Source organism: Marinovum sedimenti, from assembly GCF_054052205.1.
Window position 1 is genome coordinate 2767098 of the sequence record NZ_CM133223.1, and the last position, 26139, is coordinate 2793236.

At 62.4% G+C, this 26139-nt stretch carries 21 protein-coding genes; 5 read left to right on the top strand and 16 right to left on the bottom strand.

The genetic code is table 11. The features are described 5' to 3' along the window. Nucleotides 1–12: 12 nt before the first annotated feature. Together ACW9UO_RS13280 and fdhF are read right to left on the bottom strand one after the other, a co-directional pair. Nucleotides 13–1698 carry a phospholipase D-like domain-containing protein gene (locus ACW9UO_RS13280; protein WP_457086272.1) on the bottom strand — a complete coding sequence of 562 codons (1686 nt, stop codon included), beginning with the start codon at nucleotides 1696–1698 and terminating at the stop codon, nucleotides 13–15. 142 nt (nucleotides 1699–1840) lie between these two features. Beyond that, complete coding sequence (gene fdhF, locus ACW9UO_RS13285) at nucleotides 1841–4609, bottom strand: formate dehydrogenase subunit alpha (protein WP_457086273.1); 2769 nt, start codon at nucleotides 4607–4609, stop codon at nucleotides 1841–1843. Between the two features lie 293 nt (nucleotides 4610–4902). Between fdhF and ACW9UO_RS13290 the strand changes: the two genes are divergently transcribed. From ACW9UO_RS13290 to ACW9UO_RS13300, 3 genes are read left to right on the top strand one after another with little or no spacing between them, the layout of a single operon-like run. Next, entirely contained in the window at nucleotides 4903–5553 is a 651-nt protein-coding gene (locus ACW9UO_RS13290) for a histidine phosphatase family protein (protein WP_457086274.1), read from the top strand. A 12-nt stretch (nucleotides 5554–5565) separates the two neighbouring features. After that, a complete protein-coding gene (locus ACW9UO_RS13295) occupies nucleotides 5566–6630 on the top strand; it encodes a saccharopine dehydrogenase (RefSeq protein ID WP_457086275.1) in 1065 nt (354 codons plus the stop codon). After that, a complete protein-coding gene (locus ACW9UO_RS13300; protein WP_457086276.1) occupies nucleotides 6627–7754 on the top strand; it encodes a saccharopine dehydrogenase family protein in 1128 nt (375 codons plus the stop codon). Before ACW9UO_RS13295 ends, ACW9UO_RS13300 begins: the two co-directional genes overlap by 4 nt. Before the next feature lie 10 nt (nucleotides 7755–7764). Here the strand turns inward: ACW9UO_RS13300 and ACW9UO_RS13305 are convergent, their stop codons facing one another. The 3 genes from ACW9UO_RS13305 to ACW9UO_RS13315 form a co-directional block, all read right to left on the bottom strand. After that, a complete protein-coding gene (locus ACW9UO_RS13305; RefSeq protein ID WP_457086277.1) occupies nucleotides 7765–8487 on the bottom strand; it encodes a metallophosphoesterase family protein in 723 nt (240 codons plus the stop codon). A 117-nt stretch (nucleotides 8488–8604) separates the two neighbouring features. Next, nucleotides 8605–10200, bottom strand: a complete 1596-nt coding sequence (gene serA, locus ACW9UO_RS13310; RefSeq protein ID WP_457086278.1) for a phosphoglycerate dehydrogenase — start codon at nucleotides 10198–10200, stop codon at nucleotides 8605–8607. A gap of 89 nt (nucleotides 10201–10289) precedes the next feature. Further along, the gene (locus ACW9UO_RS13315; RefSeq protein WP_457086279.1) at nucleotides 10290–11444 is read right to left on the bottom strand and encodes a phosphoserine transaminase; all 1155 of its coding nucleotides are present in this window, start codon (nucleotides 11442–11444) and stop codon (nucleotides 10290–10292) included. Nucleotides 11445–11686: 242 nt separating this feature from the next. Between ACW9UO_RS13315 and serB the strand changes: the two genes are divergently transcribed. Continuing rightward, nucleotides 11687–12562 (top strand): phosphoserine phosphatase SerB, encoded by an 876-nt coding sequence (serB, locus tag ACW9UO_RS13320; protein WP_457086280.1) that lies wholly within the window; start codon nucleotides 11687–11689, stop codon nucleotides 12560–12562. A gap of 261 nt (nucleotides 12563–12823) precedes the next feature. Here the strand turns inward: serB and ACW9UO_RS13325 are convergent. The 3 genes from ACW9UO_RS13325 to ACW9UO_RS13335 all read right to left on the bottom strand — a co-directional run bounded on the left by ACW9UO_RS13325 (nucleotide 12824) and on the right by ACW9UO_RS13335 (nucleotide 15201). Then, a protein-coding gene (locus ACW9UO_RS13325; protein ID WP_457088577.1) for an IS5 family transposase occupies nucleotides 12824–13593 on the bottom strand; the annotation gives its coding sequence in 2 pieces (ribosomal slippage) (nucleotides 12824–13257 and nucleotides 13257–13593; 771 coding nt in all). 87 nt (nucleotides 13594–13680) lie between these two features. Continuing rightward, on the bottom strand, nucleotides 13681–14607 hold the full coding sequence (locus ACW9UO_RS13330) for an aldo/keto reductase (protein ID WP_457086281.1): 927 nt from the start codon (nucleotides 14605–14607) through the stop codon (nucleotides 13681–13683). A gap of 3 nt (nucleotides 14608–14610) precedes the next feature. Next, nucleotides 14611–15201: a VOC family protein gene (locus ACW9UO_RS13335; RefSeq protein WP_457086282.1), complete on the bottom strand. Its 591-nt coding sequence runs from the start codon at nucleotides 15199–15201 to the stop codon at nucleotides 14611–14613. Nucleotides 15202–15453: 252 nt separating this feature from the next. Here ACW9UO_RS13335 and ACW9UO_RS13340 point away from each other — a divergent pair, with 252 nt between their 5' ends. Next, on the top strand, nucleotides 15454–16374 hold the full coding sequence (locus ACW9UO_RS13340) for an SHOCT domain-containing protein (RefSeq protein WP_457086283.1): 921 nt from the start codon (nucleotides 15454–15456) through the stop codon (nucleotides 16372–16374). Nucleotides 16375–16489: 115 nt separating this feature from the next. Here ACW9UO_RS13340 and ACW9UO_RS13345 read toward each other — a convergent pair whose 3' ends face one another. From ACW9UO_RS13345 to xdhA, 8 genes are all read right to left on the bottom strand, one after another. Further along, on the bottom strand, nucleotides 16490–17572 hold the full coding sequence (locus ACW9UO_RS13345) for a BMP family ABC transporter substrate-binding protein (protein WP_457086284.1): 1083 nt from the start codon (nucleotides 17570–17572) through the stop codon (nucleotides 16490–16492). Between the two features lie 47 nt (nucleotides 17573–17619). Beyond that, complete coding sequence (locus ACW9UO_RS13350; protein ID WP_457086285.1) at nucleotides 17620–18543, bottom strand: ABC transporter permease; 924 nt, start codon at nucleotides 18541–18543, stop codon at nucleotides 17620–17622. Between the two features lie 85 nt (nucleotides 18544–18628). Beyond that, nucleotides 18629–19717: an ABC transporter permease gene (locus ACW9UO_RS13355; RefSeq protein ID WP_457086286.1), complete on the bottom strand. Its 1089-nt coding sequence runs from the start codon at nucleotides 19715–19717 to the stop codon at nucleotides 18629–18631. Further along, nucleotides 19714–19881, bottom strand: a complete 168-nt coding sequence (locus ACW9UO_RS13360) for a hypothetical protein (RefSeq protein ID WP_457086287.1) — start codon at nucleotides 19879–19881, stop codon at nucleotides 19714–19716. Before ACW9UO_RS13360 ends, ACW9UO_RS13355 begins: the two co-directional genes overlap by 4 nt. After that, nucleotides 19868–21391: an ABC transporter ATP-binding protein gene (locus ACW9UO_RS13365; RefSeq protein WP_457086288.1), complete on the bottom strand. Its 1524-nt coding sequence runs from the start codon at nucleotides 21389–21391 to the stop codon at nucleotides 19868–19870. Before ACW9UO_RS13365 ends, ACW9UO_RS13360 begins: the two co-directional genes overlap by 14 nt. After that, on the bottom strand, nucleotides 21388–22140 hold the full coding sequence (xdhC, locus tag ACW9UO_RS13370; protein ID WP_457086289.1) for a xanthine dehydrogenase accessory protein XdhC: 753 nt from the start codon (nucleotides 22138–22140) through the stop codon (nucleotides 21388–21390). Before xdhC ends, ACW9UO_RS13365 begins: the two co-directional genes overlap by 4 nt. Next, entirely contained in the window at nucleotides 22137–24575 is a 2439-nt protein-coding gene (gene xdhB, locus ACW9UO_RS13375) for a xanthine dehydrogenase molybdopterin binding subunit (protein WP_457086290.1), read from the bottom strand. The genes xdhC and xdhB overlap by 4 nt, the downstream gene beginning before the upstream one ends. Then, on the bottom strand, nucleotides 24572–25960 hold the full coding sequence (gene xdhA / locus ACW9UO_RS13380) for a xanthine dehydrogenase small subunit (protein WP_457088654.1): 1389 nt from the start codon (nucleotides 25958–25960) through the stop codon (nucleotides 24572–24574). The genes xdhB and xdhA overlap by 4 nt, the downstream gene beginning before the upstream one ends. Nucleotides 25961–26139 lie beyond the last annotated feature (179 nt).

The following is a 26139-nucleotide window of genomic DNA, read 5'->3' on the forward strand; positions in this document are numbered from 1 at the left end:
ACGCGGCGGTTGTCAGGCAAACGTCCCGTGGGAAAAATACACCCGTCGGCGGGATTTATCGCCGTCGCCGAAATGGCCGCGCCACCAATCACCGGTGCTCAGATGGTTAAGCTGCGGCCGCGCTCTGCCGGACTTATTAAGGAAATCGCGAAAGGCATGGTGGTTGTAAAGCCGCATGTATTCGCAAAGGTACAGATCGGCGACCCGGGTATTTCCCCGTATAATCAGCATGTTCTCATCATTCTTCTCGGTCGACGCTTTCGAGAAGTTGGCCGATCCGCCGATAACAATCGGATCATCCGACAGCGGATCAATCAGCATGAATTTGTTGTGCACATAGCGCACATGCGAGTTCAGGCCAGTCAGCTTTTCGGCCAGCCAGGTGCCAAACCTGTCGCGCCGCAGGTGTGAGCCGATGCCAAACAGGTTCTCGACTTTGAACCGTAAAAACTTGATCCGCTCCTCCTCGGCCTCGCGGTCGGCCTGAGTGCGAAACGACCGTGTGGCGCGCTCCATCAGCGCAAATCGCAAGCGGGAGGTGCCCTCGCGATAGGCGGTCTTGAACCGGTCATCCATGCCAAAGGCAAAGGTCATAAACAGCGCATCCTTGGCCGCCAGCGCCTGCTGCGCGTACCAATCAAGCAATTCAAGCGAGTCGCGCGGCGAAAACATCGGCGTCACGCCGGGGGCAGGGCGGCCCACCGGTGTCGGCGTCATCTTCTCGATGGGCGCGCGCATCGGTTCGGCAGACAAATCCTGCGCCAAAAGCGCCCAGAATTCGGCATAGGTCGCGGCAACCCCCGCGTCTTCGACCACCTGCCCCACGTTCGATTGGCCATAAATGCCGCCGTCCGAAAAGTTGGTTCCGCCGGTCCAAACCTCGGTCGGCACGTCACCCTGATAGCGGATCATGAACTTGTTGTGGCTGATCGCGGATTTCATCGCCGCGCGTTCGATCACAAGGGCCGGGTCCAGCCCCGCCGCAAGCACCGCCGCCCGATTGGCATCGCGGGGAAAGACCATGCCGTCGCGGGGTTTGTCCTTGGCATCATAGATAATTTTCAGATCGACGCCCCGGTCGACCGCCTGTTTCAACACCTTGAGGAACGGCACGAAATGGAATTCATACGCGCAGATCCGCAGCTTGTCGCCCGGCGCAGCGCGCGCCACAAAGGCCACCATCGCCTCGAACAGCCCCCGCGACAGCCAGGCCCAGGCCGGATCGTCAGGGTCGTTTTCGTCGGGTTTTCGGTTGCCAAACAGCCGGGCATATTGCTGGCTGGCCGCGATGCCCCGGTTGAAATGCACGTCATTCACGCCGCCCTCCGGGGCCTCGGCCTCAAGCGTAATATCGGTTTCGGCCACCGGGTCGAGCGCCGCAGGCGTGCCTTTCAGCGCGATCACCCGATAGGAGTACCTGCGCCCCGGTTCGGCGGAATAATCCGACCACAGAAAGCTTTGGATCGGATGCTCTCGGGTTGAATGCAGCGCGCCAAGGTCGCCGCCGGGATCGGTCGCGGCAAAGGTCTTCATCCCCATCAGCCAGCCTTTGCGACCCGTAAAATGATCGGTCTTTTCAATGGCAAAGCCCATCAAACCGTCGCATTTGTCTTCGGGGTAATCCCAGCCCAGCATCACAACATGGCTGCCGCTGACGCCCAACAGGGTTAATGCCCCGTCCGATGAACGCGCACGCATCGAAATATCTCCTGAAAATACACCGTACAATTCAGGGTAGTATAACACAAATCGCAGAACCGCGGGTGCAGATTATCTCGCCTCCACGGCCGAAGGCGTTTTACGCCGCAATTTCAATCCATTGCGGCGTATTGTCGGGGGGCTACTCCGCCGCCACCGCGCCGCTGTCGGCCTTTTCCACCCTCACCGCCGAAAATTTGAACTCGGGGATTTTGCCAAAGGGATCAAGCGCCGGGTTGGTTAGCACGTTCGCCGCCGCCTCGACAAAAGCAAAGGGCAGGAACACCATATCCGGCGCAATCGCCCGGTCGGCGCGCGCCATAACAGTGACCGATCCGCGTTTCGTGGTCAGCCGCACCATGCCGCCGGGCTCGACCCCGAGTTGCCGCAAAGTGGCGGGGTGAAGCGAGCAATTCGCCTCCGGCTCCACCGCGTCCAACACGCTGGCACGCCGCGTCATCGACCCGGTGTGCCAATGCTCCAACTGCCGCCCGGTTGTCAGGATCATCGGATAATCCGCATCGGGCACGTCATCGGGTGGGATGATACTGGCGGGGGTGAATTTCGCCCGGCCCTCGGGGCGGGGGAAGCCATCGCCAAATACCACCGGCTGGCCCGGATCTGTTGGGCTAAGAGACGGATACATCACCACATTTTCCGCCTCAAGCCGGTCCCATGTGATATTGCTGAACGATTTCATGTTCAGCGTCATCTCGTGAAACACTTCGCGCGGGTGGGTGTAAGTCCAGTTCAGCCCGCAGCGTTTTGCCAGCTCCACCGTGATCGCCCAATCCTCGCGCGCCTCCCCCGGAGGCGTCACTGCAGGGCGGCCCATCTGGACCTGCCGATTGGTGTTCGTCACCGTGCCGGACTTCTCGTAAAACGCCGAAGCGGGCAGGATCACATCAGCATAATTCGCGGTCTCGGTGAGGAAAATATCCTGCACCACCAAGTGGTCAAGCTTGGCAAGCGCATCGCGGGCGTGCTCTACATCCGGGTCCGACATCGCCGGATTTTCGCCAAGGATATACATCGCCTTGATCTTGTCGTCGTGGATCGCATCCATGATTTCGACCACGGTCAGGCCCTTTTCGGCGCTGAAATCTTCGCTGCCCCAAACCTCGGTAAAGGCACTGCGCACGCCGTCATCGGTCACGCTTTGATAATCGGGCAGGAACATCGGGATAAGCCCGGCATCCGACGCGCCCTGCACATTGTTCTGCCCTCGCAACGGATGCAGACCAGAGCCGGGGCGCCCGATCTGGCCGGTCATCAGCGCCAGCGAAATAAGACAGCGCGAATTGTCAGTGCCATGAATATGCTGGGAAATTCCCATGCCCCAGAAAATCATCGCCGCCTTGGCCCCGGCAAACGTTCGCGCCACATCGCGCAGAACATCGGCCTCGATGCCGCAAATCCCGGCCATCTTTTCGGGCGGGAAATTGGCCAGATGCGCCTTTTCGGCCTCCCAATTCTCGGTAAAGGCCTCGATATATTGCCGGTCGTAAAGCTCTTCTTCAACAATCACGTGCATGATCGCGTTCAGCATCGACACATCGGTGCCGGGCCGGAATTGCAGCCGGTGCGTGGCATAGCGTTTCAGCCCCACACCACGCGGGTCCATCGCAATCAACTTGCCGCCGCGCTTGGCGAATTGCTTGAAATAGGTCGCGGCGACCGGGTGGTTTTCGATCGGATTGGCCCCGATCACAATCGCCACATCGGCGTTTTCGATCTCGTTAAAGGTGGCGGTCACTGCCCCCGACCCAACGTTCTCCATCAGCGCCGCAACCGATGAGGCGTGGCACAGCCGCGTGCAGTGATCGACGTTGTTGTGGCCAAAGCCCTGCCGAATAAACTTCTGAAACAGATAGGCCTCTTCGTTGGTACATTTGGCCGAACCAAAGCCCGCAACTTCGCGCCCACGCCCCTTGAGCCCACCCGCGGCGGCATCCAGCGCCTCGTCCCACGAAGCCTCGCGGAAGTGCGTCAACAGATCGCCGGGATCGACGTTAAGCCCTTTTGCCGGGGCATCCGCGCGGCGGATCAGCGGTTTGGTAAGCCGGTGCGGGTGGTGGATATAGTCAAACCCAAACCGCCCCTTCACGCATAGCCGCCCCTCGTTGGCGGGGCCATTCACGCCCTCGATATACTTGACCTTGCCGTCTTTAACCTTAAGCGAGACCTGACAGCCAACGCCGCAAAACGGGCATATGCTTTTGACTTCGCTGTCGAAATCCTTGCTGTCCCCCGCCTGCGCTTCGTCGACAACAGTGGCGGGCATCAAGGCACCAGTCGGACAAGCCTGCACGCATTCGCCGCAGGCCACACAGGTGCTCTCGCCCATCGGGTCGTCGAAATCGAAAACCGGATAGGCATCATGCCCGCGCCCCGCCATCCCGATCACATCATTAACCTGCACTTCGCGGCACGCCCGCACACAAAGCCCGCATTGAATGCAGGCATCAAGGTTCACCGACATCGCAACGTGGCTGTCATCGAGCAGCGGAATGCGCTCGGCCTCCAGCGTTGGCAGGCGACTGGTCGCAACGCCGCTCAGATCGGCCATGTCCCACAAATGCGACGACCGGTCATGCGCCGCCGCGCGCTCGGGCTGGTCGGCCACCAGCATCTCGATCACCATCTTGCGGGCACCGGTCGCGCGCGCCGAATTGGTGGTCACGGTCATGCCTTCGGCAGGCTCGCGGATGCAAGAGGCCGCCAGCACGCGTTCGCCCTCAATCTCGACCATGCAGGCGCGGCAATTGCCGTCGGGGCGATAGCCGGGAGCAGGCTTGTGACACAGATGCGGAATCACCAGGCCACGGCCATGCGCCACCTCCCAGATCGTTTCGCCGGGCTGCGCCTCGACCTCTCGGCCATCAAGCGTGAATCGGATCGTGTCGGACATGCGTGCTCCTCCTGTCCCGAGCATCTACAGCATGGGCCGGGGCGCAGGGCAGGGTCAATCCCGACACCTGTCATCGGAATTGCGGCGTTCAGGTTTCCGATACGGGCGATCCGTGCCAATCTGGCACACGGCGCGTTAACAGCGGGTAAAGCCCGCCGCGCATCGCCATCCCCCCACCGGGGCGGCGATATAGCCCGTTATCCGGCGCACGCGCTGGCTGTTTCGGGGCGTCCGGCCCTTTTCACCCGCGCCAAGGCCCGCTAGCAAAGAACAAACCAAGGCAAAGGCACCGCATGACCCACATCACCCTCGTTCGCCACGGGCAGGCCAACACCCACGCCAAGACCGCCGCAGACTATGACCGCCTCTCGCCGCTGGGCGCGCAACAGGCCGAGTGGCTGGGCGATCACATGCGCACGCACCAGGCGCATTTCGATCACGTCTGGGCCGGTGACATGTCGCGCCATTTGGGCACCGCGCAGGGCATGGGCCATCTGACGCCGCAGATCGACACCCGGCTGAACGAGTTCGATTACTTCACCCTCGCCACCTTGGCCGAGGCCGACAATGGCCTGACCGCGCCGCAAAGCCCCGCTGAATTCACCCGCCATATCCCCAAGCTGATGGAGATGTGGCAGCAGGATGCAATCGCCGGCGCCCCCGAGCCATTTGCCACCTTTGAGGACCGCGCGCTCAGCTCGATGGACGATATCCTAAGCCACGGCGGGCGGGCGTTGGTCGTCACCTCCGGCGGCTTTATCGCGATGGTGCTGCGCCATGTGCTTGGCCTCGACATCCAGGCGATGACGCTGTTGATGTTCCAGCTGCGCAACTCGGCGGTGACCGAAATCCAATACGTCCACGGCCAGAAAATGCTGGCCTCTTACAACGCCATTCCGCATCTGGCCTTGCCCGACCGGGCGCATGCCCGCACCTTTATCTAAGGAGACGCCGCTATGACACATCTTTGGGTCCGGGCCGAACAGCGCCAAAACGAAGAACGCGTCGGAATCACCCCCGAAGGCGCGGCGCAACTGCTGGCGCAGGGAATCAAAGTGACGGTCGAGGAAAGCTCGGTGCGCGCCATCCCGATTGACGGCTATCGCGACGCGGGCTGTGCCATCGCGCCGGAAAACAGCTGGCCCAAGGCCCCCGCCGACGCGATCATCTTTGGCCTCAAGGAACTGCCCGAAGACGGCACCCCACTGACCCATCGCCACATCCTGTTTGGCCATGCCTACAAAGGCCAGCCGTCGGGGCAGGTGCTGCTCGCGCGCTTTCGCGCCGGGGGTGGCACGCTCTATGATCTCGAGTATCTGGTGGATAAAACCGGCCGCCGGGTGGCCGCCTTTGGCTATTGGGCCGGGTTTGCCGGGGCCGCCGTAGCGCTGCGCTGTTGGGCGGCGCAGCAGGACGGAGCGCTTTGCGGTCCGGTCGCGACGCACCCCTCGGCGGACCACCTCAAAGCTGATCTGGAAGAGGCGCTGTCGCTCACCGGCAAAGCCCGCCCCGATGCCATCGTGATTGGCGCGTTGGGCCGTGTTGGATCGGGCGCGGCGGACCTGTGTGATGCGATGGGCGTGCGCGTCACACAATGGGACATGGCCGAAACCGCCAGCGGCGGGCCGTTTCCCGAAGTGCTCGACCACGACATTTTCCTCAACTGCATCCTCGCGCGCCCCGGCACGCCGGTCTTTGTGCCCGCCAATGCCAAAACCGCCCCCCGCAGGCTCACCGTGATCGGCGATATCGCCTGTGATCCCGACAGCGATTTCTCTCCGATCAAGGTCTATGACCGCACCACAACATGGGCCGACCCGGCGCTGCGCGTCCACGCGACCCCGCCGCTCGATGTCACCGCAATCGACAATCTGCCCTCGATGTTGCCGGTGGAAAGCTCGCTGGACTACGCCGCGCAACTGCTGCCCTCGCTCATGGTGCTGAGCGACCTGACCACCGGCGTCTGGGGCCGCGCCAACGTGGAATTTAAACGCCATCTCGCCGCGGCAGCCGGCGCATGACGATCCATTGGTGCGGCACCGGACTGTCAGCGGTCCCCGGTCTGCGCCGATTGCTACAGGCCGGGCACGCCCTGACCGTCTGGAACCGCACGCTGGACAAGGCGCAGGATGCGGTGGGCGATTTAACCAACCAGATCAAGCGGTTCGACATCAAGGCCCTCACCGCCGAGGTCCAGCCCGAAGATGTCATCGTCTCGATGCTGCCCGCAAATTGGCACGTGCCCCTCGCCACTTTGGCGATCACCAAAGGCGCGCATTTCGTCTCATCAAGCTACATCAGCCCCGAGATGCGCGCCCTGCATGCCAAGGCCCAGATCAGGGGCGTGAGCTTGGTTAACGAGGTCGGGCTTGATCCGGGGATCGATCACTTGATGGCGCATGCGCTGGTATCTGATTACCGCACAAGCCCACGCTGCGAGGCGTCGAATGCACTCGGCTTCACCTCCTATTGCGGCGGCATCCCCAAGCACGCCACCCCGTTTCGCTATAAATTCAGCTGGTCGCCGCTGGGCGTATTGAAGGCTCTCAAAACCCCGTCGAAAGCGCTCCACGACTTTCGCGAGGTCACAGCGGCCCGGCCCTGGGACGCGCTCAGCACCTACACCGCGCCGCTGCCCCACCCCGAAAGTTTTGAGGTCTACCCCAACCGCGATTCCGTGCCATTCATCGAGGAATATCACTTCGATCCCACCTGGCGGGTCGAGACTTTCGTGCGCGGCACCCTGCGGCCCAACGGCTGGGCCGAAGCGTGGAAACCGGTGTTTGATGCGGTCGAAACCGCCGATGAGGCGGAACTGAAACAGATGTCAGACAGCCTCTGGAACGATCACGCGTATAGCAAAGATGAGCCGGACCGCGTGGTCCTCTGCGTGTCGCTCTCGGCCTCCAACAGCACCGGCACCGTCTGGCACAAGACCCATGTGCTTGATGCTTGGGGCGACGCGCGCGGCACCGCGATGGCGCGTCTGGTCTCAATTCCGGTTGCGCTTGCGGTCGAGGCAGCGCAGGCCGGAAAGCTCCCTGCCGGGGTGCAGGCCGCGCCGTCAGATCCGTCGATGGTCACGCAGTGGATGGCCGAAATTTCCAAGCTCGCCCAACACCTTGCGGTGGTCGATCACACCTGATCGCCGCGCCTTAGCTTAGCACCGCGCGCCCCAAATCCGTCAGGTGAAACACTTCCCCGTCCTCGAAAACCCCAACAGACAGCGGATGGCCATAGCCCGCGCCGGTGTCAAGATTGACCCGATTGCCATAGTGCATCGGGGTTTTCACCACGGTATGGCCGTGCACAATCAGCGCCTCGAATGCCCCGGTTTCATTGTGAAACTCATCGCGAATCCACAGCAGGTCATCCTCGTCCTGATCCGCCAGCGCCACACCGGGGCGCAGCCCGGCGTGCACAAAGATCAGCCCCGGCTCGCGATGCACCAAAGGCAGCGCCTCGATGAAATCGCGATGGCTCTGCGGCACCTTCTCTTGCGCCTCGGCCAAAACCTTGGCCACGGGGCGGTCTGCCGCATTCGCCACCCCGTAAGAGGCCAGCGTCATCGGCCCGCCCAACCCTGGAAACAGCCAGCCGCGCCCCGACAGAATGCGCGCGTCATGCAGCGTGCCGTCGTGCAGAAACCGTGCGCACATCCGGTCATGATTGCCCTTGATCGTGACCCAGTTGCGCCCCTCGGCCTTGCCCGTCACCAACCGCTCGATCACGCCACGCGCGTTCGGCCCCCGGTCGACCAGATCGCCCAGAAACACCACCCGCGCGTCGGGGCCGCCGTCGGCCTCGATCCAGTCCAACGCGGTGCAGAGCATGTCATACTGGCCGTGAATGTCGCCTATGGCATAGATCGCTGTCATCGCCTGTCGCCTCCTGCTTGCATTCGCGCGGAATAGCATCTTGGCGCTTGGGCTGCACATGAAAACGGGCGCTGCAACTGCGCAGCGCCCGTTTCAGAATTGCCAAAAGACGGGCGCTTAGGCCACTTCAAACGCCAGCGGCTTGACCTGGCGGAACATGCCAGTGTCGCACAGCTTTTGCAGCACGTCCGCAGGCACCACATCGTCAACATACAGCAGGGCAATCGCCTCGCCGCCTTTGTCGTGGCGACCAAGGGTAAAGTTGGCGATGTTGACGCCGTTTTCGCCCAAAGTCTGGCCCAATGTGCCGATGATGCCCGGCATGTCTTCGTTCGAGGTATACAGCATATGCGCGCCGATCTCGGCATCGATGTTGATGCCTTTGATCTGGATAAAGCGCGGTTTGCCGTCCGAGAACACAGTGCCGGCAATCGAACGCTCGCGCTTGTCGGTGACCACGGTCACCTTCATATAGCCGTCAAACGCACCGGATTTGTGCTGGTTGGTGGTCGAAATCTTGACGCCACGTTCTTCGGCAATCACCGGCGCGGACACCATGTTCACCTCGGGGTTGGCGCGCGTCATGATGCCGGCGATTGTGGCACAGTTCAGCGCCGCAAGGTTCATTTCTGCAACCGAGCCATCATACAGGATGTTGATCGCCTTGATCGGCTCATCGGTCATCTGGCCGATAAAACCACCGAGATGGCCCGCAAGTTTCACCCATGGTCCCATGACCTTGGCTTCCTCGGCGGTCACCGACGGCATGTTAAGCGCGTTCTCGACGGCACCGGTGAGCAGATAGTTCGACATCTGTTCCGCCACTTGCAGCGCCACGTTTTCCTGGGCTTCGGTGGTGGCCGCGCCAAGGTGCGGGGTGCAAACGACATTGGGCAGACCGAACAGCGGGTTTTCCTTGGCCGGTTCTTCCGAGAACACGTCAAAGGCCGCGCCAGCCACATGGCCGTCTTTCAACGCATCCGCCAGCGCCTGCTCGTCAACCAGACCGCCGCGCGCACAGTTGATGATCCGCACGCCTTTCTTGGTCTTGGCAAGGTTTTCGCGGCTCAGGATATTGCGGGTGCCATCGGTCAGCGGCACGTGCAGGGTGATGAAATCGGCGCGCTTGAGCAGCTCGTCGAGCTCGACCTTTTCAACGCCCATCTTGTCGGCTTTTTCCTGGCCCAGATAGGGGTCAAACGCCACGACCTTCATCTTGAGACCACGGGCCCGGTCACAGACGATGCCGCCAATGTTGCCCGCGCCGATCACGCCGAGGGTCTTGTTGGTCAGCTCGACGCCCATGAACTTGGACTTTTCCCATTTGCCGGCGTGGGTGGAAACGCTGGCCTCGGGGATCTGGCGCGCCACGGCGAACATCATCGCGATGGCGTGTTCGGCGGTGGTGATCATGTTGCCAAACGGCGTGTTCATCACGATCACGCCCTTTTTCGAGGCGGCGGGCTTGTCGATGTTGTCGGTGCCAATGCCGGCGCGCGCGATCACCTTGAGATTGGTGGCGGCGTCGAGGATCTTTTCGGTGACTTTGGTGGCCGAGCGGATGGCAAGGCCGTCATAGTCGCCGATCACTTCGGCAAGCTTGTCCTTGTCTTTGCCCAGTTCAGGGCGGAAATCGACGTCGATGCCACGATCGCGAAAGATTTGAACGGCGGCTTCAGACAGGCTGTCGGAGATGAGTACTTTGGGAGCCATGAGATTGGTCCTTTGGATGCAATTTGAAAGGGGAGGGAACCGGACTCTTTCAAAGAGTCCGGTCCGATTTCTTGTTTAAGAAATCGGCGTCAAGCCGCGGAGGACAGCGCGTCGATTTCGGCGTGGAACGCCCAGTCGAGCCAAGGCAGCATGGCCGCGATGTCCGCCGTTTCCACTGTGCCGCCGCACCAGATGCGCAGGCCCGCCGGAGCGTCGCGATAGGCCCCCACGTCCAGCGCCACGCCTTCCGCTTCCAGCCGCTTCGCCACCGCTTTGGCAAAGACTGCGCCATCGGTGATCCGGTGGTCGGTGAACTTCAGACACACACTGGTGTTCGACCGCGTGGCCGCGTCCGCCGCGAGATTGGCGATCCAATCGTTGGCCGCGCAGAAATCGAAAATCGCCTGAGCATTGGCATCCGCCCGCGCCATCAGGCCCTTCAGCCCGCCAACCGACCGCGCCCAATCAAGCGACACAAGGTAATCCTCAACCGCCAGCATCGACGGCGTATTGATGGTTTCCCCCACAAAGATGCCTTCGATCAGCTTGCCGCCTTTGGTCAGGCGAAAGATCTTCGGCAGCGGCCAGGCCGGGGTGTAGCTTTCCAGCCGTTCCACCGCGCGGGGCGACAGGATCAGCATCCCATGCGCCGCTTCGCCGCCCAGCACTTTCTGCCAAGAGAAGGTCGTCACATCCAGCTTGTCCCACGGCAGGTCCATCGCAAAGGCCGCCGATGTGGCGTCGCAGATGGTCAGGCCATCTCGGTCCGCCGGGATCGCGTCGCCATTCGGCATCCGCACGCCCGAGGTGGTGCCGTTCCAGGTGAACACCACGTCGGTGTCATAATCCACTGCCGCCATATCGACGATCTCGCCATACTCGGCGGTCTTCACCTCAGCGTCGAGTTTCAGCTGTTTGACCACATCCGCAACCCAGCCCGCGCCAAAGCTTTCCCAGGCAACCATCGTCGCCTTGCGCGCACCCAGCAGCGACCACATCGCCATTTCCATCGCGCCGGTGTCGGAAGCGGGCACAATGCCGATCCGATAGTCGGCGGGGATGCCCAGCAGCTCGCGGGTCTCTTCGATGGCGGCTTTCAGCTTCGCCTTGCCCACAGCGGCACGGTGCGACCGGCCCAAAGGCGCGTCGGACAGGTTTGCCAGCTCGAATGTGGGGATTTTGGCACAGGGGCCAGAGGAAAAACGCGGGTTCATCGGCCGCGTGGCCGGTTTTTGCATAGCCATAAAATGCTATCCTTCCAGATAAGCGCCCTTCGTTGGGGAAGGGTGTCCCACGGGCCGCAATATGGGCGTTTCTGATTCCGCACAAGCGCAAAAATGCGGCGTCTACGACCAATTGGCATGAAAAGGCGACCACGTCCGTTCCGATAGGAAACGCGCGTATCGCCGTTGTCGGCGTCGCAATCGGGCAGTGGCATTATGCCAAACTCTGCGCTATGGGCTGCCGTCAAACGAAAGGCCGCGCCATGTATGTCTGCACTTTGATCGCCAAACCCGGAACGCTTGATCCCGCCGCTGCCGAGGCGCTGCGCAATGCTTGGGGCGGGGGCACGCTGGAGTGGCTGGCCCCCGACGAGGCGGCGGAATTCTCGCTTGAGGTGATGCCGGGCAACCGCTGGCAGGTCTGGGATGACATGCAGGCGCTGGGGATCGATCTGGTGGTGCAGCCCGCCGAGGGCCGCCGCAAAAAGATGCTGCTGGCCGATATGGACTCGACGATGATCGAGCAGGAATGCATCGACGAACTGGCCGAAGAGGCCGGCGTTGGCGCCCGCGTCAAGGACATCACCGCGCGGGCGATGAACGGCGAGCTGGATTTCGAGGGCGCGCTGACCGAGCGCGTCGGCTTGCTCAAAGGTCTGCCCGAGGCGATCATCGGCCAGGTGCTGGACGCCCGGATCACCCTGATGCCCGGCGGCCCGGCTCTGCTGGCCACGATGAAGGCCAACGGCGCCTATTGCGCGCTGGTTTCGGGGGGCTTCACCGCCTTCACCGCGCGGGTGGCCGAGCAACTTGGCTTTGACGAAAACCGCGCCAACACCTTGATCGTGGGCGAGGGCGCATTGACCGGCGAGGTGGGCCGCCCGATCCTTGGACGCGAGGCCAAGGTGCAGGCGCTCGAAGAGATCACCGCGCGCTTGGGCATCACGGATGCGGATGTGCTGGCGGTGGGCGACGGGGCGAACGATCTTGGCATGTTGGGTCGCGCCGGGGCCGGGGTTGCGCTGCACGCCAAGCCTTCGGTCGCGGCGGAGTGCGATCTGCGGGTGAACCACGGCGATCTGACCGCGCTGTTGTATTTGCAGGGCTACGCGAAGTCGGAATTCGCAGCCCACCCCTAACCACGCAACGCTGGCTGACACTCTGGCCCGGAATCAAGGCGAAGCCGCCGGGCCAGCGTCGTGCCGGAGGCACGCCTTCGGCGTGACCCGCCCCCTGGGGCGGCGCTATTGTGAGCAGCAGATTTCCCGTCTAACGACTGAGCGATTTTGCAGGCATAAAGCGCCCCTCATAGCGCGAGCAGCGCCACCCCACGGGTCGGCGCTGGCCCGGCTTGAGTTCCGTCGAGACGACCTTGTCTAGGGTCAGGACTCGTTCTCGTTTCATAGCCAGAACATGACGGTTGCGGCGAGGGCGATGGCGGAGAGGAAGACTTTCGGGCATCGGTCGTAGCGTGTGGCAATCCTGCGCCAGTCCTTCAGGCGCCCGAACATGATCTCGATCCTGTTGCGGCGTTTGTAGCGGCGCTTGTCGTATTTGACGGGCTTGGCGCGGGACTTCCGGCCAGGGATGCAGGGCTTTATCTCCTTGTCTTTCAACGCTTCCCTGAACCAGTCGGCGTCATAGCCCCGGTCGGCCAGAAGCCATTGTGCCGATGGCAGGCTGCCAAGAAGGGCCGCAGCGCCGGTGTAGTCGCTGACCTGGCCCGCGGTCATGAAAAACCGGATCGGTCGTCCCTCGGCATCGGTGACGGCATGCAGCTTGGTGTTCATGCCGCCTTTGGTTCGGCCGATCGCGCGCCCCCGCTGGTCGTCGGGCCCCCCTTTTTCGACCGCAGACTGCTCGCCGTGCGGTGCGCCTTCAGATAGGTCGCGTCGATCATCACCGTCTTTGGAACCGCTGCCTCCGACGCAAGGCCGTGCATCATCCTCGCGAAAATGCCCTTGTCGCTCCATCGTTTCCAGCGGTTATAGAGCGTTTTGGCCGGGCCGTATTCCGCGGGCGCGTCGCACCAGCGCAAGCCATTGCGATTGATGAATATTATCCCACTCAGAACACGCCGGTCATCCACCCGCGGCTTGCCATGGCTCTTGGGAAAAAACGGCCGAAGCCGGTCCATCTGCGCGTCCGTTAGCCAGAAAAGGTTGCTCATCATCACCCCCGTCAGTTTGGGAGCTTGAATCACGCTGCCGACGTAGCCTCAAGCAGATCAATGGGTCCTGAGCCTAAGGCCTCTCCTTCAAGCCTCCTCCAACCGATCCGTCGCAGGTGGCGGCGTGGGCACCAGTGCCGAAATCCGGGCATAAAGCGCATCGTCCATCTCAAACCGCAAAGCCTCAAGCGAGGGCATCAATTGCTCCGTTGAGCGCGCGGATATGATCGGATGCGGCCCCGCCGGATGGCGCGCCGCCCAGGCCACCGCCAAAGTCGCCGGTGCAGTGCCAAGCTCGGCCGCAATTTTCGCCAAATCCGCCGCCGCCGCCCGCATCCAACCGGGCGCATAGCGCTTGGAATACATATCTACTTCGTCCAGCCGCCCGCCTTCGCCCCGCGCGTATTTCCCGGTAAGCAACCCGCCCCCCAGCGGCGAATAGGGAAAGGCGGTGATGCCCTCACTGGCGCACATCGGCAAAATCTCAACCTCGGCCTGCCGCTTCACAAGGTTGTACATCGGCTGCAACGCATCGATCCGTGTGCCAAACTGTGCCGCCACCGCCTGCGCCTTCATCACCTGCCACGCCGCGTAATTCGACACGCCGATATAACGTATGCGCCCGGCCTCCTGCAGACGCGCCAGCGTCTCAAAGGTCTGCTTCAATGGCACATCCTCATCCCACCGATGCATGTAATAGAGGTCCACCACCTCCATCCCCAGCCGCGCACAGCTCTCGTCCAGACTGCTCAGAATGTTCTCCGGCCCGGCCCCGCCGAGATAATTCGCCTTGGTCGCGACAAACACCGACTCGCGGTCGGTCACACAGCGGCCAAGGATCTCTTCGGATTGCCCGCCGGTATAGACATGCGCGCTGTCAAAATGCGCGACGCCCGCGGTGCGACAGGCCTCATACATCGCGTGCGCGGCGGCCTCATCGGCCTTGCCGCCAAATTGCATCGTGCCAAAGGCAAACCGGCTGACCGGGCTGCCGTCAATCGTGGTCATTCGCATGGGTCAGGACTTTCCATAAGGGTCGCGCGCGCTTCTGTCTTCGCTCAGGCTCTGTTGGCGGCGCGCCACCAACCCCTCGATTGCATCGGCCAAATGCACCTCGGCAATACTGTAATCGCCCCGATCCACGCGGATACGGTGCGCCTCGATCATCACGTCGGCATGGCTACAGCCCATCGGCGGCTCGAACCGGTAACAGGCCAGTTCAATCAACAGACCAAGCGGATCCTTGAAATAAATCGAATCCATAAAGCCGCGATCCTTGACCCCGGAATGGCCAATCCCGCGCGCGTCCAACCGCTCGACCGCCTGGCTGAACGTCGCTTTCGACACGTTGAACGCCAGATGATGCACACAGCCCGGATCACTCGGCGTGCGGCTGTGCACGGGCTTGCGGGTCTCATTGGTAAAGATCGTGATAAGCCGCCCATCGCCGGGGTCGAAATACAGATGCGCTTCGTCGGGATCATCCAGATTGGGCTGATCGAAAATGAAGGGCATCCCCAGCACGCCCTCCCAGAAATCGAGACTGGTTTGCCGGTCGGCCCCGGTCAGCGTGATGTGGTGAACGCCTTGCACCTGAAGCTTGCGCATGATGACTCCCTTTCGGCTTTTGCCCGAGGATAGCGACTGTTCCCCAAAAGGCGAGTGAGTGCGCGCAATTGGTGCGATTTTCGCAGGCCTCACCCGCGCCTGTCCCTCGCGCATAAATCGGACAAACCGCGCGCTGTCGTCCACAATTTGGGCACAGCGGCACGGCGCGGCCCGCAGCCCCAACAAAACGTGTCAAAAGTGCCGCCGAAATGCTATGGCCCGGCAAACACCCCCAATTGCAAAGATCACAACATGCAAAGTTTGACCGACGAAGGGCAACGGTTGGTCGCAGAGATCGCCGCACGCCACGCCATAAGCCCAGACGCCGCGCTGCATATGGTAAGAGCCGTGGTTGCCGGGCGCGGCACGCAGGCACAGTTCAACCACCAAGAGGTGGGCGGTATGGGCCAGTGGTCGCACGGCGGGATGACGATGGTGGGCGACATGTTCAACACCGGGCTCAAGGCCCGCGTCGATGCGCTGTGCTCTGATATTGCCGGGATTTTGCGCAACCACGCGATGTTTGCGGCGCCGGTGTCGTCGCAGTCGCAATCCCAGTCCAATGGTCACGCCAGCACGCAATCGCAGGGCAGCGGGTCCAGCCTGTTCATCCCGAGCGCGCCGGACTGGCCCGCCGAATTGGGGCAACCGGCCTCCGTCGGGTCGCAAAATGATCTGCGCTATGCGTATTTCCCGATGAAGCGGCGGCTGGCCATCGATGTGGCGGGCCGGATCAGCGTCTATGACACCGGCGATCACCAGATCACCGGGTTTGGTCAGGCACAAAGCGGCAGTCAAAGCATCACCCTCACCAGCCAAAACGGCTTGGTGCGCGTGGCCGATCTGCCTTTGGTCACATCTCCCGAACCCGCCGCCGACCCTGTGCCCCGGCCTGTCGAGCCCACCCCGGCGGCACAAATCCCGCCGCCCGTACACCCCATCTCGCCCGCGCCAGCCCCGCCCGAGGCCACGGCACCCCCGGTTTCCCCCCCACCGCTCGCCCCGCCCGAAGCCACGGCGCACCCGGTTTCGGCCCCATCTGCCGCCCCGTCCGATATGTCCGACGATCAGATTTTTAGCCGAATAGAACGCCTCGCCGGGCTGCACGAAAAAGGCATCCTGAGTGATGCCGAATACGAAACCAAAAAAGCCGAGCTTCTGGCCCGCCTCTGATCTAACTGGCCCAAACCAACAGGCCCAACCCAACTGGCACAAGCCGCCCCACCGCCCGGCCAAACAAAAACCCCCGCCACAAAGGACGGGGGATTCCAAGGTCATCTAGGCAGGATCAGTTCGGAATGGTGCCCGTCAGCCCTTCGACATAAAAGTCCATCCCCGCCAGCGTGCCGTCATCGGCGGTCTCGCCCTCGGCCAGCCAGTCAGAGCCGTCCTGTTTCTTGATCGGCCCGGTGAACGGGTGGTATGCGCCCGACGCAATCGCGTCTTTCATCGCCAGCGCTTCGGCTTTCACATCCGCAGGCACCGCATCCGAAATCTCGCCGATGCCAACCATGCCCGGCCCAATGCCGTCCCATGTGTCTTTCGACTCCCATGTACCATCCATCACCGCTTTGACGCGCGCGATGTAATAGGGGGCCCAATCGTCAATGATCGAAGACACCCGCGGCATCGGCGCATAATCGAGCATGTCCGAGGCTTGGCCAAACGTGATCACATTGCCGGCTTTTTGAGCGGCGGCCTGCGGCGCGGTAGAGTCCGTGTGCTGCAAAACGACGTCCGCACCCTGTTCGATTAACGCGGTGGCGGCGTCGGCCTCTTTCGCGGGGTCCATCCACGTATAAGCCCAGATCACCGAAAACTCGACATCCGGGTTGATCTTCTTAGCGTGCAGATAAGCCGAGTTGATGCCGCGAATGACCTCGGGGATCGGGAAGGACGCAATATAGCCGATCTTGTTGGTCTTGGTCATATGCCCGGCGATCGTGCCTTGGATGGCGCGGCCTTCATAAAAACGGGCGGAATACGTGGAAACGTTGTCGCCGCGTTTGTAGCCCGTAGCGTGCTCGAATTTCACATCCGGGAATTTCTTGGCAACGTTTACTGTCGGGTCCATGTAACCAAACGACGTGGTAAAGATGATGTCCGCACCCGAAAGCGCCATCTGAGTCATCACGCGTTCACTGTCGGCACCTTCTGGCACGGATTCTTGATAGACTAATTCAACCTTGTCGCCGAAATGTTCCTTCATCTCGGTGGCTGAATGGTGATGCGCCTGATTCCAACCGCCATCGGTAATCGGCCCGACATAGACGAAACCAACCTTGGTCACATCTGAATGGCTCGCGGCGAAGGCCGTGCTGGCAAGACCCAGCGCCATCGCGGCACTGGCAAGAAGAGTTCTGCGTTTCATGTGGTAGCTCCCTGAGTGATAGTGTGCGTGTTTTTTTTGTGTGTGCCTCAGCTTGAGGCGTGGAACGAGCGGCCCAAGGAGGCGGGCGCGCCGTGATAGCCGCGGGCCGAGATGATAACCAGCACGAGGATTGTTATCAGATACGGCGACATCGACAAGTATTCGACAGGAAGGCTTGTGCCCGCCGCTTGCAGGTTCAATTGCAGCACGGTGACGCCGCCGAAAAGATAGGCGCCGATCATCACGCGCCAGGGTTTCCAGCTTGCGAACACCACAATCGCCAAGGCAATCCAGCCAGATCCGGCAGTGATGCCTTCGACCCATTGGGGCACCCGAACCACGCTGACGTAGGCCCCGCCCAGCCCCGAGCACGCCCCGCCGAAAAAGATCGCCATCATGCGGATGCGGATCACCTTATAGCCCAGCGCATGGGCGGCATCGTGGCTTTCACCCACCGCCCGCAGGATCAGCCCAAAGCGGGTGAATTTCAGCACCGCCCAGACCGCCGCAATCAGCGCGATCGAGATGTAAACCATCGCATCATGCTGAAACAGCATCGGCCCAAAGAACGGAATATCCCCCAGAAGCGGGATATGCAGATCGGGCAGGGTGGGGGACTTCATCCCCTCATACGGCTTGCCAATCAGCGACGACAGCCCCAGCCCCACCAGCGTCAGCCCCAGCCCGGTCGCCACCTGATTGGACAGCAGATACTGCGTTAAAACGCCAAAGCTCAGCGACAGCACAGCCGAAGCCAGCGCGGCCGCGACAAATCCCAACCCTGGCGACCCGGTGTTGACGGCGACGGCAAAGCCGACAACGGCCCCGGTGATCATCATGCCCTCAACCCCGAGGTTGAGCACGCCGGATTTCTCCACCACCAATTCGCCGATGGCGGCCAGCAGGATCGGCGTGGCCGACACCATAAGCGAGGCCACAAGGAGGACCGGGTTGATTGTTCCGAAATCCATCAGCCAAAGCTCCTATTCGGTGTCATGACGCGCCCGGCCTCATGGCGCGGCGATGGCGCGGCTTGCGCTTGAACAGAGGGCCGGTTCATCCTGCCACCTCCGCCTTGCCAAACTCGATCCGATAATTGGTGAACACATCCGTCGCCAGCAGGAAAAACAACAGCATCCCCTGAAACAGTTGGATCGACGCGCCGGGCAAACCCAGCATCAATTGTGCCAACTCGCCGCCAATATAAGTCAGCGCCATCAGCAGCCCGGCCAGCAAAATGCCCACCGGATGCAACCGGCCCAGAAACGCCACGATGATCGCGGTGAAGCCATACCCCGAGTTAAAATCGATGGTGATCTGCCCGGCAGGGCCGGAAACCTCAAACAGCCCCGCCATCCCGGCCAAAGCCCCCGACAAGCCAAGGCAAAACAGCACAACGCGGGCCGGTTTCACCCCGGCAAACTTCGCGGCCCGCGGCGCTTCGCCGGTCAGTCGAATGTGAAAGCCGCGAATGTGCCGGGTCAGCAGAACATAGGCAAAGATCACCGCGATAAAGGCCGCCACCACGCCCCAATGCATGCCGGTGCCGGCGATCACATCGGTGTTGGCCCCGGCGTCATACTGCTGAAAATTGCGCGAACCGGGAAAGCCACGGCCCTCGGGGTTTTTCAACAATCCCGACGCCACCGACGCCAGCCACGCCTCAGCGACATAGACCAACATCAGCGAGACCAAAATCTCATTGGTGCCGAACTTCACCTTCAAAACCGCCGGGATCATCCCCCAGGCCCAGCCACCCAAGGCCCCGGCAATCACCATCAACGGGAACACGATGAAACTGTCGAGCGGATAGAACGCAAGGCCCACCCCCGCGCCAGTGATCGCGCCCATGATGTATTGGCCCTCGGCCCCGATGTTCCAGATCCCGGCGCGAAAGCCGATCGACAGCCCGATGGCAATCAGGATCAACGGCCCGGCCTTGACCAAAAGCTGCGGCCGCGAATAGGCGGCGAATTGCGGGTGAAACAGCGGGTCCCAGAAGATCGTGCGTATCGCCTCCAACGGCGGCTTGCCCAAGGCGGCAAACATGATGCCACCGACGATCATCGTCAGAACCACAGCCAACAGCGGCGTGACAGCGGTCCAGAGCCGCGAGGGTTGCGGACGTTTGACAAGCTGGATCATGCAACGCCCCCCGCACCCGGACGCAGCCAAAATCCATTGATGGATTTTGAAAATTTCATTGATGAAATTTCCTCGCCCCCGCACGCGCATCCGAAATCTTCAAAAGATTTCGGCCCGATTTCTTTCAAAGAAATCGCGGTCCCGTCGGTCTCAAGCGTCCACATGGGCCACCTCCATATCATGCGCGCCGCCCATCATCAGGCCGATCTGTTCCACCGTCAGCCCCTGCACCGGGCGGATCTCCGACAGCCGCCCTTCGTTCAGCGCGCCAAACCGGTCCGCCACTTCCATCAGCTCATCGAGATCCTGACTGATCACCAACACCGCCGCACCTTCCGCCGCCAGATGCAGCAGTGCCTGCCGGATCGCAGCCGCAGCCGCAGCATCCACACCCCAGGTCGGCTGGTTGACCACCAGCACCTGCGGCCGCTGCATCACCTCGCGGCCAATGACAAATTTCTGCAAATTCCCGCCCGACAGCGCCCGCGCCGCCGTCGACGCCCCCGGCGTGCGCACGTCAAATTCCTTGATGACCCGCTCGGCAAACCCCGTCGCTTTGCCCCAATCGAGAAAGCCGTTCTTCATCAGCCCCTCACGCCCCGCCGCCGTCAGCATCGCGTTCTCGGTCAGGCTCATGTTCGGCGCCGCCGCATGCCCCAGCCGTTCCTCCGGAGCCGAGAGCAATCCAGCCCTGCGCCGCGCCTCAGGCCCCTGCGCCCCCACAGCCGCGCCGTCAAACTGCACCATCTCTGCTGCTGTCACGATCTCGCCCGACAGCGCCGCCAGCAATTCATCCTGCCCGTTGCCCGCAACCCCACCGATGCCCAGCACCTCACCCGCCTGCACCGCAAACGAGATGTCCTTCAGCGAGGTGCCAAACTCCCCCGGCGACGCCACCGACAGCCCGCGCGCCTCAAGCCGCACCGCGCCAAAATCCCGCGCCTCGCGATGGACCGCATCAAACGACGCCCCCACCATCATCTCCGCCAACTCCCGCGCCGTGGTCTCGCGCGGGGTGCAGGTGTCGACCACCTTGCCCAGCCGCAGGATCGTGGCACTTTCACACAGGCTGCGGATCTCCTCGAGCTTGTGCGAAATATACAGGATCGCCGTGCCCTCCGCCGACAGCTTGCGCAGCGTCTGAAACAAGATCTCCACCTCCTGCGGCGTCAAAACCGAGGTCGGCTCGTCCATGATCAACAGCTTGGGATCCTGCAACAAACAGCGAATAATCTCGACCCGTTGCCGCTCCCCCGCGGACAAACCCCCAACAGTGCGATCGGGGTCAAGCGGCAGGCCATAGGTCTCCGAAACCTCGCGGATTTGGCGCGCCAGATCGCGCGGTTTCGGCGGGTTCTCCATCCCCAACGCCACATTCTCGGCCACAGTCAACGCCTCGAACAGCGAGAAGTGTTGAAACACCATCGCCACCCCCGCCGCGCGCGCCGCATGTGGGTCGGGCGGGGTAAACGCCGCACCGTTCAACGCCATACTGCCGCTGTCGGGTTTGACGAGGCCGTAGATCATCTTGACCAGCGTCGACTTGCCCGCGCCATTCTCGCCCAGCAGCGCATGCACCTCGCCGCGCCCGATGGAAAACGACACATCGGAATTGGCCACCACACCCGGATAGGCTTTGGTCAGCCCTTTGATCTCCAACAAGGTTTCTCTCACGCGTGTCTCTCCTTGAGGGCAGGGGCCTGACGGCTTTCTCTGAGGTAACGGGCGGCGACACCGACCGCAATCGCTTGCGGATGTTTGCCAAGGCTCGGATCGCCAATCGGGCAGGCAATGCGCGCAATTTGGGCGGGGCTATGGCCCAAAGTGACCAATCGTTTGCGAAACCGCGCCCATTTCGTGTCCGACCCGATCAGCCCCGCACTGGCAAATCCGTGGTGCAAAAGCGCGTCACACAGGCCCAGATCAAGGTCATGCGAATAGGTGGTGATGATGTGATCGGCCTGTTCCGGCGCATGGCGCACCACCCGCAGCGGATCAGCGGCCACCAGCGGCGTAACCCGCGCAGGCACCGGATCAGGCAAACGATCCGCCGCCACATCCACCAACGTCACCGGCACGCCAAGCGGGGCCATCACAGCGGCAATCGCCCGCCCCACATGCCCCGCGCCCCAGATCCACAGCGCGCCACTCTCGGGCTGTAACACTCCCGCATTGCGCACAAATTCCAACGTCACCGCGCCACCACAGCACTGCGCCATATCGGGGCCAAGCGCCATCTTGCGCCGCGCCGCTTCGGTGCCATCCGCCAGCATCTCGCGCGCGATCAACGTCGCCTGCCACTCCAGCGCGCCGCCGCCAATCGTGCCCTCTTGCCGGTCCGGCCAAATCCGCATCACCGTGCCCGCATCGCGCGGGGTCGAGCCGCGCGCCTCGGCAATCGTGACACCAATCCAGTCGCTCATCCGCGCGCCCGTGCAATGGCGTTCAGCACCTCTTGGGCCGTCGCCGGGGCCTTGAGGTCAGGATACATCGGCCCACAGGCCGCCACCGCATCCGACAGCGCAAAAAACGCCGACATCCCAAGCATAAATGGCGGCTCGCCCACCGCTTTCGAGCGGTAAATCGTCTCCGAGGGGTTCTCCCCCTCCCACAGCGCCACGTTGAAAACCTCGGGCCGGTCAGAACAGGCCGGGATCTTATAGGTCGAGGGCGCATGGGTGCGCAAACGCCCCTTATCGTCCCAAACCAGCTCCTCCATCGTGAGCCACCCGGCGCCCTGCACAAAGCCGCCTTCGATCTGGCCAATGTCCAACGCCGGGTTCAAAGACGCCCCGGCATCATGCAAAATATCGGTGCGCAGAATGCGGTTTTCGCCGGTCAGCGTGTCGATCACACATTCAGTCAGCGCCGCGCCATAGGCGAAATAGAAAAACGGCCGCCCGCGTCCCTTGATCCGGTCCCAGGCCACATCCGGCGTCTTGTAAAACCCGGTGGCCGACAGGCTGATCCGCGCCTCATAGGCGGTTTTCGCGGCCTGCGCAAAGCTCAGAACCTCGCCGCCCACATGCACCTCGCCGTCCTCAAACCGCACGCTTTCGACCGGCTGTTGGTGCAGTTCCGCAAGATGCCCGGCAATCCGCGCCGTGATCTTGTCACAGGCATCCTTAACCGCCATGCCGTTCAAATCCGACCCGGAAGAGGCCGCCGTGGCCGAGGTATTGGGCACCTTGGCCGTATCGGTCGCGGTGATCTTAATGGTCTCAATCGGCACGCCAAAGCGGCTTGCGGCCACCTGCGCCACCTTCTGAAACAGGCCCTGACCCATCTCGGTGCCGCCGTGATTAAGGTGCACCGAGCCGTCTTGATAAACATGCACCAGCGCGCCGGCCTGATTAAGATGGGTCAGCGTAAAGGAAATCCCAAACTTCACCGGCGTCAGCGCCAGCCCACGTTTCAGCACCGGATTGCCTGCATTCCACGCATTCACAGCCGCCCGGCGCGTGCCGTACTCGGCCTGTTCGGCCAGCGCATCCGTCATCTCATTCAGAATGAAATCCGTGACTTCCATGCCATAAGGCGTGGTCTGCGCCCCCGGTTTCGGCGCTGGCACAGCGGGGGCCGCCACGTTCGACGCTGCCCCACGCGAGGCCAGATCTTCGCTTGGGGCCGCCGCCGGACCGGGCGTAGCATAGCGGCTGCCCTTGCCGGTGGTGTCGCCACTAAAACGCGCCCCAGTGCCCGCGCCGGTCTTTGCCGGAGCCGCGTAGTAATTCACCCGCCGCACCGCCAGCGGGTCCAGCCCGAGGTGATGCGCGATATGGTCAACCACCCGCTCGATCCCCAGCATCCCCTGCGGCCCGCCAAAGCCGCGATAGGCAGTGGCGCTCTGGGTGTTGGTCTTAAGCCGATGGCTCTCGATCCGCGCATGTTCGAGCAGATAAGCATTATCGGAATGCAGCATCGCCCGGTCGGCCACCGGCAGCGACAGGTCCTGCGCCCAGCCACAGCGGGCATATTGCACGAAATCGATCCCGGCAATGCGGCCCGCGTCGTCAAAGCCGACCTCATAATCGATGCGGAAATCATGGCGTTTGCCAGTGATCACCATGTCATCGTCGCGGTCATAGCGCATCTTGCAGGGCTTGCCCGTCAGCCGCGCCGCAACGGCACAGGCCACCGCCAAAGCATTGCCCTGGCTCTCTTTGCCGCCAAAGCCACCGCCCATCCGCCGAGTCTCAACCCGTACCGCGTGCATCGGCACCCCGATGGCCTCGGCCACCTTATGCTGAATTTCCGTCGGGTGCTGGGTCGAGGAATGCACCAGCATGTCGCCATTGTCCTGCGGCAGCACCAGCGCCGCCTGACCCTCAAGGTAAAAGTGCTCTTGCCCGCCCATCGTCAGCGAGCCCTTAAGCAGATGCGCCGCCCCGGCAATCGCCGTCGCCGCATCGCCCTTGGCATAGATCCGCGGCCCTTCCTCGAACCGGCTGTTCGCGGCTAAAGCCTCGTCAATCGTCAGAAGCGGCCTGTCTTCCGCGGCCTCAATCTGCCCCAGCCGCGCGGCCTTGCGCGCATTCAGATGGCTGTCGGCCACCACCGCAAACAGCGGCTGGCCAAGGTAGTGAATGGCGCCGTCCGACAGCAGCGGCTCATCGTGGATCGACGGCGAGACATCATTGGCAAACGGCAGATCCTCAGCGGTCAATACCGCAACAACACCCGTCGCGGCCCGCACCGCAGTCAGATCCATCGCGGTGATCGTGCCCTTGGCAATCTCGCTGAGGCCAAAGGCCAGATGCAGCGTGCCTTTCGGCGTCGGAATGTCATCGACATAACGCGCGGCCCCGGTGACATGCAAAGCGCCTGCGTCGTGGGGGAGGGGTTTGGAAACGCTCATGGCCGCACCTCCAGCACCGAGGTCGGCGTGCCATCGAGATCATAATAATATCGCGTCAGCAAGGACTTGGCCGTCTGCATCCGATACGCCGCGCTAGCGCGCATGTCGCTCATCGGGGTGAAATCCTGCTCCAGCGCCTCGGCGGCCGCTGTCATACTGTCCTCGGACCACGGCTGGCCGATCAACGCGGCCTCGCAGGCTTTGGCGCGTTTCGGCGTGCCCGCCATGCCGCCATAGGCGAGGGTGGCGGCGGTGACTTTGCCGTCCTTAACCGTCACATTAAACGCCGCACAAAGCGCGGAAATATCTTGATCGAAGCGCTTGGAAATCTTGTAACAGCGCAGGGCGCTCTGGCCTTTCGGCAGGGTCACAGCCTCGACAAATTCGCCCGGCGCGCGGTCCTGTTTGCCGTAGTCGATAAAGAAGTCCTCAAGCGCAATATCCCGCCGCGCCGCGCCATGGCGCAGATGCAACCGCGCGCCGAGCGCGATCAGCACCGGCGGGCTGTCGCCAATCGGCGAGCCATTGGCGATATTGCCGCCAAGGGTGGCGGCCTCGCGGACCTGCACGCTGCCATAGCGGCGCAAAAGCTCGCCAAAGCTGGGATAAAGCTCGGCCATCAGCGGCCAAAGACGTGCGATGGTGACGCCCGCGCCAATTTTCAGCGTGTCGCCCCAGTCTTCGATCTCTTGCAGATCGCGGACCTGATGCAGGAAGATCGGCTGGTCCAGTTCGCGCAACTGCTTGGTGACCCAAAGGCCGACATCCGTGGCACCGGCGATCAGGGTGGCCTCGGGGGTTTTGGCGTATACTTCCGCCAGTTCGTCCGAGTTTTGCGGAAGGAGGGGGGCTCTGCCCCCCGCTGCGCTCCCCCCGAGGTATTTTTGAACAGAAGAAGCATCGGTGGCGGTCCACTTTGGCACCGGGGCGCTTTCGGCGGCCTTGGCGGCGCGGACAATCGGGGCGTAGCCGGTGCAGCGGCAAAGGTTGCCCGCGAGGCGGTCGTCGTGGTCGGTCTGGCCATTGGTGTGCGCGGTGGCCATCGAGGCGATGAAGCCCGGCGTGCAAAAGCCGCATTGCGAGCCGTGATGTTCCACCATCGCCTGTTGCACCGGATGCAGCCCGCCCGCGTCGTCGCGGATGCCTTCGACGGTGCGCACCGCCTTGCCATCTAGCTGGGGCAGGAACAGGATGCAGGCGTTGAGCGCGCGAATGCCGCTGTCGTCCTGCACCATCACAGTGCAGGCGCCGCAATCGCCCTCGTTGCAGCCTTCCTTGGTGCCGGTCAGGCCACGCTCTTCCCGCAGCCAGTCCAGAAGCGTCATTGTTGGCGTGTCGGGGCGGAACCGGACCGGTTCTCCGTTGAGAAGAAAGCCTATGTCCATGTTGATGACCTGCCGCTCTACCATGCGCACCTCTTGGCAAGTTTTCGATGCGGCGTAGAAAACCTGCGTGCCTTTCGGGATTTTACGAGGATAGGGAGGCAATTTGCAGGGTTGCAAGAAAATCCTTAGCCGCAGCGCAGAAAAACCGAGCGGCGCACAAGGGTTAAGCAGCCGCTTTG

Bases quoted from the DNA above. Each gene is read 5' to 3' on its own strand.
- fdhF (WP_457086273.1), bottom strand. From the start codon at position 4,609: ATGTCCGACACGATCCGATTCACGCTTGATGGCCGAGAGGTCGAGGCG.
- xdhC (WP_457086289.1), bottom strand. From the start codon at position 22,140: ATGAGCGACTGGATTGGTGTCACGATTGCCGAGGCGCGCGGCTCGACC.
- ACW9UO_RS13360 (WP_457086287.1), bottom strand. From the start codon at position 19,881: ATGTGGACGCTTGAGACCGACGGGACCGCGATTTCTTTGAAAGAAATC.
- ACW9UO_RS13315 (WP_457086279.1), bottom strand. From the start codon at position 11,444: ATGGCTATGCAAAAACCGGCCACGCGGCCGATGAACCCGCGTTTTTCC.
- xdhA (WP_457088654.1), bottom strand. From the start codon at position 25,960: ATGGACATAGGCTTTCTTCTCAACGGAGAACCGGTCCGGTTCCGCCCC.
- ACW9UO_RS13305 (WP_457086277.1), bottom strand. From the start codon at position 8,487: ATGACAGCGATCTATGCCATAGGCGACATTCACGGCCAGTATGACATG.
- ACW9UO_RS13300 (WP_457086276.1), top strand. From the start codon at position 6,627: ATGACGATCCATTGGTGCGGCACCGGACTGTCAGCGGTCCCCGGTCTG.
- xdhB (WP_457086290.1), bottom strand. From the start codon at position 24,575: ATGAGCGTTTCCAAACCCCTCCCCCACGACGCAGGCGCTTTGCATGTC.
- serA (WP_457086278.1), bottom strand. From the start codon at position 10,200: ATGGCTCCCAAAGTACTCATCTCCGACAGCCTGTCTGAAGCCGCCGTT.
- ACW9UO_RS13295 (WP_457086275.1), top strand. From the start codon at position 5,566: ATGACACATCTTTGGGTCCGGGCCGAACAGCGCCAAAACGAAGAACGC.
- ACW9UO_RS13345 (WP_457086284.1), bottom strand. From the start codon at position 17,572: ATGAAACGCAGAACTCTTCTTGCCAGTGCCGCGATGGCGCTGGGTCTT.
- ACW9UO_RS13355 (WP_457086286.1), bottom strand. From the start codon at position 19,717: ATGATCCAGCTTGTCAAACGTCCGCAACCCTCGCGGCTCTGGACCGCT.
- ACW9UO_RS13330 (WP_457086281.1), bottom strand. From the start codon at position 14,607: ATGCGAATGACCACGATTGACGGCAGCCCGGTCAGCCGGTTTGCCTTT.
- ACW9UO_RS13290 (WP_457086274.1), top strand. From the start codon at position 4,903: ATGACCCACATCACCCTCGTTCGCCACGGGCAGGCCAACACCCACGCC.
- ACW9UO_RS13350 (WP_457086285.1), bottom strand. From the start codon at position 18,543: ATGGATTTCGGAACAATCAACCCGGTCCTCCTTGTGGCCTCGCTTATG.
- ACW9UO_RS13335 (WP_457086282.1), bottom strand. From the start codon at position 15,201: ATGCGCAAGCTTCAGGTGCAAGGCGTTCACCACATCACGCTGACCGGG.
- serB (WP_457086280.1), top strand. From the start codon at position 11,687: ATGTATGTCTGCACTTTGATCGCCAAACCCGGAACGCTTGATCCCGCC.
- ACW9UO_RS13340 (WP_457086283.1), top strand. From the start codon at position 15,454: ATGCAAAGTTTGACCGACGAAGGGCAACGGTTGGTCGCAGAGATCGCC.
- ACW9UO_RS13280 (WP_457086272.1), bottom strand. From the start codon at position 1,698: ATGCGTGCGCGTTCATCGGACGGGGCATTAACCCTGTTGGGCGTCAGC.